Below are 11,482 nucleotides of genomic sequence, written 5' to 3'. Positions count from 1 at the left end.
GGGCCCGGCGTCCATGGCGCCGGGCCCGCCCGGTGGCGGTCAGCGCGCGGCTGCGGCTGCGGCCAGGTTCTTCTCGACTTCCTGGGCGCTGATGGCGCCAGGCACGCGGGTGTTGTTGGTGAAGATGACGGTGGGCGTTCCCGTGATCTTGTACTTGCGCCCAAAGGCCAGGTTGCGCTGCACGGCCGAGGTGTCGCACTGGGCGGCAGCCGGCACCTTGTCGCGCAGCATGTGGTCGGCCCATGCACCGGCCTGGTCCTTGGCGCACCAGATGTTGCGCGACTTCTCGGCCGAGTCGGGGCTCAGGATGGGGTACAGGAACAGGTAGATGGTGACGTTGTCCACGGTCTGCAGGTCGCGCTCGAAACGCTTGCAGTAGCCGCAGTTGGGATCTTCGAACACGGCCATCTTGCGCTCGCCCTTGCCGTGGACGATGGTCACGGCGTCCTTGAGCGGCAGCTGCTTGAAGTCCACCGCCGTCAGCTGGTTCATGCGGTCTTCGGTGAGATTGCGGCGCGCCTTGGTGTCGATCAGCTCGCCCTGGATCAGGTAGTTGCCCTTGGCGTCCGTATAGAACAGGTCCGTGCCGATGCGCACTTCGAAGAGGCCGGACATGGGCGTGGGGCGGATTTCGTCGATCTTTTCCAGCTGGGGAATGCGCTCGGTCAGCGTCTTGCGCAGGTTGGCGTCCTGGGCATGGACACCGAGGCTCCAGGTCAGGCTGGCGGCCGTCAGCAGGCAGGCGAAGAGTTTCATGGCAATGCGGTGGGTGGGCGGGGCCGCGTTCAGGCCGGCCGCGCCGTGGTTGAGGGGGATTGCGCGGCGCGGTGCGCCACGGAGCAGGGGTACGAGTCGCAAAACGGCAAAGGGTTCAACGGCACGGGATCGGCTTGGCTCCAGGCTCAGGCGCCGCTGCGCGGGTCCAGGCCCATGGCCTGGCGCGCCATCCAGTCCTTGAGCGGGCCGAAGCGCTCGAAGCCCTTCATGCCCCAGTTGCGCAGCATCTGCACCGGCACCTCGGAGCGGCTGAACAGCTGCTGCAGCCCGTCCATGGCCAGGCCCATGGGCGCCAGCGCGGCCTTGCGCTCGCGTTCATAGCGGCGCAGCAGGCGCAGATCGCCGGTGCTGCGCCAGTAGCCGCGCTCCTGCAGCACGCGTGCCAGCGCCTGCACATCGCCCAGGCCCAGGTTCAGGCCCTGGCCTGCCAGCGGATGCACGTTGTGGGCGGCGTCGCCCACCAGCACCCAGCTGCGGGCCGAGCGTGCATCGCCGTCGGGCATGGAGCCGCACCAGTGGTCGGCCACGGCCTGCTGCAGCGGCCAGGCCATGCGCGGTGCACTCAGCTCCAGCCGGCCCAGCGCTCCCTGGCTGATGGCTTCCAGCCGCGCGGTGAAATCCTGTGTGTCGGCGGCCAGCCAGCCGTCGGCCAGCTCGCGGGCGATGGACCAGACCACGGCCACGCTGTGGCCTTGCGGGCCGTCCAGCGGCAGCAGGGCCAGGATGCCTTCGGGCGTGAACCACTGTCGCGCCACCTGTCCGTGCGGCAGCTCGCAGTGCAGCCGGGTGGCGATGGCGTGCTGTGCATAGGGCGTGACGGCGAAGTCCACGCCGAACTCGCTGCGCGTGCGGCTGGCGCGGCCCTCGCAGATGGCCGTCAGCGGCGCGGCCACCGGCTGGTCCACCACCTCGACCATGGGCTGGTAGCGCACGGCCTCGGCCAGGCGCTGCTCCAGCGCGGGCACATCGACGATCCAGGTCAGGGCCTCGACATCCTGGCTGGCTGCGTCGAACAGCACATGGCCGTCCAGGTCGCCAAAGACCTCCATTTGCGTCACGGGCGTGGCGTGCTGGTCATCGGGCCAGCAGCGCAGGCTGTCCAGCAGGCCGCGTGCGCTGGCATTGAGCGCGTAGGCGCGCACATCGGGCGCGTTGCCGGTCGGCGCGGCCACCACCAGGGCCACGCGCAGCCGTTCCCGGGCCAGCAGGAGAGCCAGGGTCCGGCCTGCAATGCCGGCCCCGCGTATACATACATCAAAGGTTTGCGCCATGGCCGGCATTGTAGGAGTCCGGGCCATGCCGGGGATTCCAACTGGCGCAAACTCCGGCTTTGGCATGACCTGCCGCAGCCTGCATCGCCATCTGGCATATTGCCGCCCATCGCATGGCGCCATTCGCACCATGGATGGCATACACACTCCAGATTTCCCAAAAAGAGCTATCCGATGTTTGACCAAGAAAGAGACGTGCAGGGCCGCATTGCCCAGTTGTGGGTATATCCCGTCAAATCCTGCGCGGGCATCGCGCTGCAAAGCAGCGGCGTCGGCGCCACCGGCCTGGCCTGGGACCGCCACTGGATGGTGGTCGATGCGCAGGGCGAATTCCTGACCCAGCGCGACCATCCGCGCATGGCCTGGATACGCCCCGAGCTGGAGGCCGGGCACCTGGTGCTGCACTTTCCCCAGCAGCCGCCGCTGCGCATCGCGCTGCAGGCCACGGGGCCGGAGCGCCGGGCGCGCGTCTGGTCGGACTGGGTGCAGGCCTGGGACATGGGCCCCGAGGCCGCCCACTGGCTGACGCAAGCCCTGGGCGCGGATTGCGCCCTGGTGCGCTTCGACCCGGCCGCGCCGCGCCGCACCAGCGAGCGCTGGACCGGGGGCGAGGCCGCACCTGTGCACTTCGCGGACGGCTATCCGCTGCTGGTACTGAGCCAGGCGGCCGTGGATGAACTCAACCAGCGCCTGCAGGCAGCCGGCCACGCCGCGGTGGACGCACGGCGCTTTCGCCCCAATATCGTGATCGAAGGCCTGGAGGCCCATGACGAGGACCGGGTCGACGGGTTCGACGTGCTCGATGCCCAGGGCCTGCGGCTGCGTATGGCCAAGCCCTGCACACGCTGCCCCATTCCCGACATCGACCCCGTCACGGCCGTGCAGGGCACCGCCGTGGGTGACGCCATCCGTACCTACCGCCAAGACGACCGTGTCGATGGCGCCATCACCTTCGGCATGAATGCCGTGCTGGAAGGCCTGCACGACGGGGCCGAACTGGTCGTTGGCCAGTCCGTGGCCGGCGACTGGCAGTTCGCCTGAAACGACAGGAAATGCCCGGTTGACTAAAATACGGGGTTTGTCCCCAGAATCCCTGTAGAAAGCCCTGCCATGAGCCTCAAATGCGGCATCGTGGGCCTGCCCAATGTGGGCAAGTCCACTCTCTTCAACGCGCTGACGAAGGCCGGCATCGCCGCCGAGAACTATCCCTTCTGCACCATCGAGCCGAACACCGGCGTGGTGGAAGTGCCCGATCCGCGCCTGCAGAAGCTGGCCGACATCATCACGCCCGAGCGCATCGTGCCGGCCATCGTCGAATTCGTGGACATCGCCGGCCTGGTGGCCGGTGCCTCCAAGGGTGAAGGCCTGGGCAACCAGTTCCTGGCCCACATCCGCGAGACCGACGCCATCGTCAACGTGGTGCGCTGCTTCGAAGACCCGAACGTCATCCACGTGGCCAACAAGGTGGACCCCATCGCCGACATCGAGGTCATCCAGACCGAGCTGTGCCTGGCCGACCTGGCCACCGTCGAGAAGGCGCTGAACCGCTACAGCAAGGCCGCCAAGTCGGGCAACGACAAGGAAGCCGCCAAGGTGGTGGCTTTGCTGACTCCCATCCAGGCTGCCCTGGACCAGGGCAAGCCCGCACGCACGGTGCCCGTCTCCAAGGAAGACGCGCCCCTGCTCAAGCAGTTCTGCCTGATCACCGCCAAGCCCGCCATGTTCGTGGGCAACGTCAGCGAAGACGGCTTCGAGAACAATCCGCTGCTCGACAGCCTCAAGGCCTATGCCGAGGCACAAGGCGCTCCCGTCGTGGCCATCTGCGCCAAGATCGAGGCTGAAATGGCCGAGATGAGCGACGAGGACCGCGACATGTTCCTGCAGGAACTGGGCCTGGAAGAACCGGGCCTGAACCGCCTGATCCGCGCTGGCTTCGGCCTGCTGGGTCTGCAGACCTACTTCACGGCCGGCGTCAAGGAAGTGCGCGCCTGGACCATCAAGGTCGGCGACACCGCCCCCCAGGCCGCAGGCGTCATCCACGGCGACTTCGAGCGCGGCTTCATCCGTGCCCAGACCATCGCCTTTGACGACTTCATCGCCTTCAAGGGCGAGCAAGGCGCCAAGGACGCGGGCAAGATGCGCGCCGAAGGCAAGGAATATGTCGTCAAGGATGGCGACGTGATGAACTTCCTGTTCAACGTCTGAGGCAACGGATGCCGCGGCAGAACTGCTGAAAAGCAGTTCTCGCCCACCTCAGGAAACCGCGCTTGTGCGCGGTTTTTTCATGCCTGGATCGATTCGGTCCCGCGCACCGAACGTCCATGGACAATGGCGCCTTTCCATTGGGGAAAGAGAGACCTTGAAATGGACCGCCCGCATTTCAGATTCCATCCCGGCGCCTACGAAACCGTCTTCGAGCAGGAAGAGGGTGTGTGTTCCTGCTGCGGACAAAACCGCAGCCTCAAGTACGAGGGCCCGTTCTACAGCCAGCAAAGCCCCGACTACCTGTGTCCCTGGTGCATTGCCAGCGGGCAGGCTTGCGAGACATACGACGGCGAACTTGTGGGATACACCGATATCGAAGGCGTGTCGCCTGATCCGGCAGACCCCGAGCCCACCATCGCCAGGGAACTGCTGTTGGAGATCGCGCAGCGCACGCCCGGCTACAGGGCCTGGCAGCAGCCCGTGTGGCTCACGCACTGCAACGCACCCTGTGTCTTCCTGGGTCACGCCGACAGGCATGCCGTCGAGCCTTTCCTTGCTGAAGTCCTGCCCGACATCGAAGGCAGCTACAGGAACGATGCGCAGTGGATGCTGGAGCGCATGTCCACGGACGGCATGATTTCCGGCTGCCTTTTCCGGTGCGTGCATTGCGGCCGGCATCGGCTGCATATGGACGTGGGATGAATCCAATGACCACCTACGCCGACCTCTCCACCCAGACCGGCATTGCGCTGCCGCCGCTGTTGAGCGACCTCCTGGCATCGGGAAAGACCGTCTACGGTCCGGATTGGGCTGCCACCTGGCGCCAGCGTTGTCTGCAGGACCCGCCCTTGTTCATGAGTTGGCAGGACTTCGAATGGATAGACGCCGAAGCCAGCCGGGAAATCATCGAGGGCTGGCTTCATCCTGGCGCACAGAACGGCCGGAGCTTTCTGCCATTCGCCCAGTCGGGCGCCGGCGATGCCTGGTGCCTGACGCCGCTGGACACGCATGGCGTGGGCGTGGCGCTGGTGTTGCACGATGACGAGGCCAGCAGTCTTTCGCACGCCTGCTTCGATGACTTTGTCTGCGCGGGATTTCTGCAGGCCTTTGCGGACCTGAGCGATCAGCTGGATGACTTCTCGCAGCCGGAGGCTTTGCAACTGTTGCAGGCCGATGTCGCACAGACCACGCGCTTCATGACGCAGGAGTTGGGTGACTATCTGCAGGATTTCTGCCGGCGCCCCTTGGAGATCAGGCCTTGGCGCGATGGGCCCCGGGCGCGTGTTCGCCAGGTGGCTTCATTGATTTCACAAGATGAACTGGCGGCCGAACTGGACCGGCTGCCCGCCGTGGACCTTTCCTTTCCCGTCGTGGCGCGCTGGGAAGTGCGTTCGGTGGAGGAGGGCGGCGCGCGGCACGGCCCTGCGCCAGAGACCGCAAAGATCGACTGGCGCACCCTTGCCGCCGACCCCCTGCAGAAGATGGCGGCCATCAGGGCCTGCCAGAGCGAGCATGGCTGCAGCCTGGGACAGGCCAAGGCCATGGTGGACCAGTACATCGGAAGCTTGGACCGCCATGCCTGAACGCGGGCGGACCGGCCCCTGCAACCCACCATAATCACCCATCCCGCCAACCGACCGCCCCGACCTCGAGCGTGAACTGGGATGCAGGGATGATCAAACGGCCAAGCCTCCAGGCCACGGGTCAGTGGATCTATGAGTCCGTTCAGACCGATTCGCCGAAATACCCGCGCGTATACCCCAAGGCCTTCGAGAGTTGCGCGGCGGCGTCGATGACGCGCGGCGCCATCTCCTTCATGCGGGCCACGCTCAGGCGGTCCAGCGGTCCCGAAATGCCGATGGCGGCCACGGGACGCTCGAAGGCGTCGTAAACGGCTGCGGCCAGGCCGCCAACGCCTTCGCGCCATTCCCCGCGATTGACCGCATATCCGACGCGAAGCGCCTTGGCGCATTCGGCCTTCAGAAGCTCCTTGCTCACGATCGTGTTTGGCGTGAACCTCGGCAAAGGGTCAGGTAGCCGGTCAAGGTACTGCGCGGGCTGCGCCGCCAGCAGGGCCTTGCCCGTGGCCACGGCATAGGCGGGAGCGCGGCCACCGATCATCGAGTAGGCGCGTATGGGCTGGACGCTGTCTATCTTGTCCACGTAGATGACATCCTGCCCTTCAAGCACCGACAGATGGACCGTCTCCGCGCTTTCCTCGGCCAGTACCGCCATGAAAGAGGGAGCGATCTTGCGCAGGTCGAGCTGCCCCAGCTGGCGCACGCCCAGTGCATACATCTTGGTCGTGCTGCGAAAGCCCCCGCCTGCCGGGTCGCGCTCCACGTATCCGGCGTGGATGAGGGTCTGCAGTGTCCTGTGCGCATTGCTTCGGGTGAGGCCCACGCGGGCCGCCACGTCGTCGATGACGCGTGCCTCGCCCTGCATCTCGGCAATGGCCTCCAGCACTGCCAGGCCCTTGAGTAGCGTTTTGTCCATGCAATGAATCCCAAATGTTGGGATGAGCTTAGCACGCATGGCGTCGCTCACGGCCCGGACAGCATCTTTGCGAGCCCGCTCGCGCCGTGCCCGGGGATCAGATGGGGCAGGTGCGCTCGGCCCGAGTTTCCGATGCGCACAACTCCTGGACCAGTCGGCCGGCCACTCCCCGTGCGAGCCGTGCGTTGACATCCATGGAGTTGGTCCAGAAGTAGGTTCCTGCCGCCATGGTGCCCAGCACGCTGATGTCCGCATTGATGCTGCCGTCGGACCGCATCAGATTTCCGGTCGCGAAATCCACGCACAAGCCGCCGAAGCGGTGAGGGCAGGCCTCGCCCCGGTCCAGCAGGTTGCGCAGCAATGGCAGGTCCGAGTGCCTGGCGTCCGCGGAAAAGCTCGTGGCATTGATGACCACGTCCGCTTGCAGCTCGGCCCTGTCCCGGGCCTGAATGCGGAACTGGTGGTGCTGGCCGGGGACCGGGGCTACAGACTGCAGGCCCGGCATCACCTGCAGGCGGCCCGCACGAAGCAGTGCCTGCAGCCTGCGTGCATTCTCGATGGGGAAGGTCACGCGGCGAGCCATCCAGATGCTGCGCAGCGTGGCGTCGAAGCGCTCGCGCCCGGCGTCGTCGAGCTGCTGCCAGATGGCGTCCACGACGGCGTTGAGCGCATTGCCCAGCGACTGCCATTGCCGTGGACGCGATGAGGACAGCGTGATTTCCTCTTGCAGGTAGTTCGTGGCTGGGGGCGGTGCAGCCTGCAGGTCCAGGAGTTCGTCGAACGCTATGCCCTGGTGCGCCAGTTCGTCTGCGAGCAGACCCATTGCCTCTCGCAGTGTCAGGCGGCGGCCTTGGGTGACCCCTTCGGCAAGGGTGGCCACAAGGCGCGGACTCAGTGTGACGGGCTGGTTCTTCAGGCCCCTGACCGACGGAAGCCTGCCGTTGCGGGACATGCAGTACATCGGCCCCGTGTGGCCGGCTTCGGCAAGCGCCACCACGGCGTCGATGGCGCTCAGGCTCGTGCCCAGCACGCATACCGTCGCATCGCGGGGGATGCCACAGGCCAGTGCCCGGACCGGGTACGGGCTGTCGAAGTAGCCGGCGTGGCCGCGCAAGTCCTCGAACGCGGCCGAGCTCAGGTTGCCGATGGCGAGGATCACCCGTTGCGCGATGTGCTCTGCCTGCTGTGTCACGAGCCGGTAGCCGGCCGGTGGGTCTGCCCTGACATCGTGCACGGCCTCCCGGACGTGGCGGATGTCCACGCCCAACGTGGCCCCCGTGGCACAGGTTTCGCGGTAGACATCTTCCAGATAGCGGCCGAAAAGCGGGCGCGGCAGAAACGAGTCGTGCGTGATCTGCTCGCCCTGGAAATGGGTGATTGCCTGGCGGTGGAGCCAGCGCAGAAAGTGTTGCCGGTCATCTTCGGCGACGGACATGCTGCCGGCCGTGACGTTCAGAAGATTGGTGGGTGCGTCGTCGGCATAGGCCGCTCCACGGCCGACGGCAGGGGCCGGCTCGAAGACCAGCACCTGCAGCCTAGGGAGGGCGCTTTGTGCCTGCACTCGCGCACGCACCAGATGGAACAGGAAGGATGTGGCCACGGAGCCGCCTCCCACGACGGCAATTCGCATGCTTTGCATGAGGGTGCCGTTGCGTTCACTGCACCTGGGCAGTCTTTTGAACCTGGCCCCACTTGGCCAGCTCGGCCTCGATGAGCCGGGTGGTGTGTTCGGGACTGCTTGCGTAGGCATCGGCGCCCTGCTTTTGCAGCGTCTGGCGTACTTCGCGCATCTTTGCGATCTCCTGCATGGCCTTCGAGAGCTGGCCCACGATGGCCGGTGGTGTGGCCTTGGGCGCGAGCAGCCCGTAGTAGGTCGTGACTTCGAAATCCGGGAAACCGGATTCCTTGAGCGTGGGCACGTCGGGCAGCATGTCGCTGCGCCTGGCGCTGGTCACGGCCAGGATGCGCAGCTTGCCACTGCCGATCTGCGAGGCCAGTGCCGGCAGCGTCTCGAAGACCAGGTCGATCTGGCCACCCAGCAGATCGGCGACAGCGGGCGCGCTTCCCTTGTAGGGGATGTGCACCAGCTTCATGCCGGCCGCCTGCTGGAAGTACTCCCCCGTCATGTGCTGGGTGGAACCATTGCCTGCGGAACCATAGGTCAGGCCTTTGCCGCCGGCCTTGCCGAGCTTGAGCAGCTCGGCCACGGAATGGGCGGGCAGGTCGCTGCGCACCGCGATGGCCAGAGGCACCGAGCTGCCCATGGAGACGCCGGTCAATGCCGTCATCAGGTCGTAGGGAGGCTTTTGCGTGGGGATGACCGCGTGGATGGCCAGGCTGCCAATCGCTCCGAACAACAGGCTGTAGCCGTCGCCGGCGCTGTTGGCCACGGCCGTGGCGCCGATTTCGCCTCCGGCGCCTGCCCGGTTTTCGATGACGAAGGGCTGGCCCAGCCATTGACCCAGGTACTGCGCATAGACGCGTGCCGTGATGTCGGTCGCGCCGCCGGGCGGGTAGGGCGTGACGACGCGCACGGGCTTTGCCGGCCATTGCTGTGCGAGCAACGGCCCCGAGCAGGCCATGCCTGCGATGCCTGCCAGGATTTGGCGTCTGTGAATCATCTTTTGTCTCCTTTTGCCCTTGGGGTCGATGGGTTTCTGATCGCTGTCGGCTTGAATTCAGTTCTTTGTTTATTCCCAAAAATTAGGATTGATGTCTCATAATTTGTTGACATCATGGGCGCCGCTGGTAGGATTTGTCAACGCGGCAACACCTTGGCGATAACCCCAGCCAACCGCACACGCCGACCACGCCCCTCGTTTTTGGAGACAACATGAGCCATCAACTGCCGCTGGACGGCATCAAAGTGATCGAGATCTGCAACGTGGCGGCTGGGCCTTTTTGTGGAATGCTCCTGGCGGACCTGGGGGCCGAGCTGATCAAGGTGGAGAACCCGCAAGGCGGTGACACCCTGCGCAGCTGGCCACCCATCAGTGACGGTTACAGCGAGAACTTCGCCTCGCTCAATCGCAACAAGAAGTCGGTCACCCTCAACCTCAAGGAGGCCGGCGATGTGCAACTGCTGCGCGAGCTGGTCCGGGGTGCCGATGTGCTCATCGAGAACAATCGCCCCGGCGTCATGGACCGCCTGGGGCTGGGCTACAAGGACCTGCAGGCCCTGAACCGGCGCCTGGTCTACTGCTCCATCTCGGCCTACGGACAGTCGGGGCCGCGGTCCGGGGAAGGCGGGTTCGATCTCACCGTCCAGGCCATGAGCGGCATCATGAGCATCACCGGGGAGGAGGGCGGCGCTCCCGTGAAGTGCGGCGTGCCGCTGGCCGATTTCTCCGCGGGCCTGTATGCCGCTTTCTCCATTGCGGCGGCATTGCGTGCGGCGCAGGCCAGCGGACAGGGTGTACATCTGGATGTGCCAATGCTGGGCGCCACGCTGGGTATCGCGGCGCTACAGACATCGGAGTACTTCGGCAGCGGGCGTGACCCGCGCGCGCTGGGCTCGGCCCATCCCCGCAACGCGCCGTACCGCGTCTTTCGCTCCTGCGACGGCTACTTCGGCATGGCCGCCGGCAACAACGCGCTGTGGCGTTCGGTCTGCGAAGTGGTCGGCAAGATGGCGCTGCTGGATGATGCCCGTTTCCTGACGCCGACGCTGCGTGCCCAGCACCAGGATGCTCTGCTGGAGATCCTCGAAGAGGAGTTCGTGCGAGCCGACACGGCGACCTGGCTGCAGCGCTTTCGCGACGCGGGGGTTCCCTGCGCGCCCATCAATCGGTACTCGGAGGTGCTCGCCGACCCGCAGGTCGAGCACATGCAGTGGGTGCAACCGCTGGAGCTGCCCAACGGCGTGAAGACCATGACCTTTGTCTCGCCCGTCCGCTTCGATGACCGCACGCTGGCGGTGCGGCTGCGGCCGCCTTCGCTGGGCGAGCACAACGAGCAGGTGCTGGGTCCGCTACGCGATGGCGCAAAGGAGACGGTATGAGCGGCGTCCTGGATATCCAGGTCAGCGGCCACCGCTGGACTTTCACCCTCAACCGCCCCGACAAGCTCAATGCCCTCAACGCGGAGCTGGTCGACGCACTGCTGGAGGGGGTACGGCATGCCCATGCCCAGGGGGCTCGCCTGCTGGTCCTGCGCGGCGCTGGAAAGAGCCTGTGCGCCGGCTTCGATCTGTCCGACCTGGAGGCACAGAGCGAAGGCGATCTCGTCCTGCGCTTCATCCGCATCGAACAGCTGCTTCAGGCGCTTGCAACGTCGCCGGCATACACCGTCGCCCTGGCGCATGGCAAGGTGTACGGGGCGGGCGTCGACCTGTTCGCCGCATGCCGCCGGCGTATTGCCAGCGCACAGGGCATGTTCCGCATGCCCGGCCTGAAGTTCGGCCTGGTGCTCGGAACCCGGCGCTTCGCCGACCTGGTGGGAACGCAGAAGGCCTTGGACATCCTCGGCGCAAGCCGGCCGTTTTCCACGGACGAGGCCGTGCAGATGGGATTCGTCCAGCAGGTCCTGGCCCAGGAGGATTGGCCGGGCGTGGTGCAGGAATGCGAAGCGCTGGTCGTTGAACTCGAGGACGAGGCCCGGGCCTCGCTGTATCGCGCGCTCGATACGGTACAGGCGGATGCCGACCTGGCGCATCTGGTGCGTTCCGCCGCGCGGCCAGGGTTGAAAGACCGGCTGCGCAAGTATCTGGGCCAGTAGTGGAGCAATTTTCACAA

Annotated in this window: 11 protein-coding genes; 6 read left to right on the top strand and 5 right to left on the bottom strand. The window is 66.0% G+C overall.

Annotated elements, in window-relative coordinates; all coding sequences use genetic code 11:
- Positions 1–39 precede the first annotated feature (39 nt).
- Together ACM14_RS23170 and ACM14_RS23165 are read right to left on the bottom strand one after the other, a co-directional pair.
- The gene (locus tag ACM14_RS23170) at positions 40–756 is read right to left on the bottom strand and encodes a DsbC family protein (RefSeq protein ID WP_034390564.1); all 717 of its coding nucleotides are present in this window, start codon (positions 754–756) and stop codon (positions 40–42) included.
- A 146-nt stretch (positions 757–902) separates the two neighbouring features.
- Positions 903–2,048 (bottom strand): FAD-dependent monooxygenase, encoded by a 1,146-nt coding sequence (locus tag ACM14_RS23165; protein ID WP_172642969.1) that lies wholly within the window; start codon positions 2,046–2,048, stop codon positions 903–905.
- 174 nt (positions 2,049–2,222) lie between these two features.
- On the opposite strand from ACM14_RS23165, the gene ACM14_RS23160 reads away from it, so the two are divergent.
- The 4 genes from ACM14_RS23160 (at position 2,223) to ACM14_RS23145 (ending at position 5,836) form a co-directional block, all read left to right on the top strand.
- A complete protein-coding gene (locus ACM14_RS23160; RefSeq protein ID WP_065347419.1) occupies positions 2,223–3,089 on the top strand; it encodes an MOSC domain-containing protein in 867 nt (288 codons plus the stop codon).
- Between the two features lie 69 nt (positions 3,090–3,158).
- Positions 3,159–4,253, top strand: a complete 1,095-nt coding sequence (gene ychF / locus ACM14_RS23155) for a redox-regulated ATPase YchF (RefSeq protein ID WP_012203464.1) — start codon at positions 3,159–3,161, stop codon at positions 4,251–4,253.
- Between the two features lie 159 nt (positions 4,254–4,412).
- The gene (locus tag ACM14_RS23150; protein WP_065347418.1) at positions 4,413–4,955 is read left to right on the top strand and encodes a CbrC family protein; all 543 of its coding nucleotides are present in this window, start codon (positions 4,413–4,415) and stop codon (positions 4,953–4,955) included.
- Between the two features lie 5 nt (positions 4,956–4,960).
- On the top strand, positions 4,961–5,836 hold the full coding sequence (locus ACM14_RS23145) for an SMI1/KNR4 family protein (RefSeq protein ID WP_065347417.1): 876 nt from the start codon (positions 4,961–4,963) through the stop codon (positions 5,834–5,836).
- A 142-nt stretch (positions 5,837–5,978) separates the two neighbouring features.
- Here the strand turns inward: ACM14_RS23145 and ACM14_RS23140 are convergent, their stop codons facing one another.
- The 3 genes from ACM14_RS23140 to ACM14_RS23130 all read right to left on the bottom strand — a co-directional run bounded on the left by ACM14_RS23140 (position 5,979) and on the right by ACM14_RS23130 (position 9,370).
- Positions 5,979–6,749, bottom strand: coding sequence for an IclR family transcriptional regulator (locus ACM14_RS23140; protein ID WP_065347416.1), 771 nt, complete (start codon positions 6,747–6,749; stop codon positions 5,979–5,981).
- Between the two features lie 97 nt (positions 6,750–6,846).
- The gene (locus tag ACM14_RS23135; protein WP_065347415.1) at positions 6,847–8,388 is read right to left on the bottom strand and encodes an FAD/NAD(P)-binding protein; all 1,542 of its coding nucleotides are present in this window, start codon (positions 8,386–8,388) and stop codon (positions 6,847–6,849) included.
- A gap of 16 nt (positions 8,389–8,404) precedes the next feature.
- On the bottom strand, positions 8,405–9,370 hold the full coding sequence (locus ACM14_RS23130) for a tripartite tricarboxylate transporter substrate binding protein (protein WP_065347414.1): 966 nt from the start codon (positions 9,368–9,370) through the stop codon (positions 8,405–8,407).
- 212 nt (positions 9,371–9,582) lie between these two features.
- Between ACM14_RS23130 and ACM14_RS23125 the strand changes: the two genes are divergently transcribed.
- Positions 9,583–10,749 (top strand): CaiB/BaiF CoA-transferase family protein, encoded by a 1,167-nt coding sequence (locus tag ACM14_RS23125; RefSeq protein WP_065347413.1) that lies wholly within the window; start codon positions 9,583–9,585, stop codon positions 10,747–10,749.
- Entirely contained in the window at positions 10,746–11,465 is a 720-nt protein-coding gene (locus ACM14_RS23120) for an enoyl-CoA hydratase/isomerase family protein (RefSeq protein ID WP_063327185.1), read from the top strand. Before ACM14_RS23125 ends, ACM14_RS23120 begins: the two co-directional genes overlap by 4 nt.
- Positions 11,466–11,482: the final 17 nt, after the last annotated feature.

The organism is Delftia sp. JD2, from assembly GCF_001682645.1.
Lineage (GTDB): Bacteria > Pseudomonadota > Gammaproteobacteria > Burkholderiales > Burkholderiaceae_C > Comamonas > Comamonas acidovorans.
Note: the sequence above shows the minus strand (reverse complement) of the source record. Positions and strands in the feature narration are given on the sequence as shown.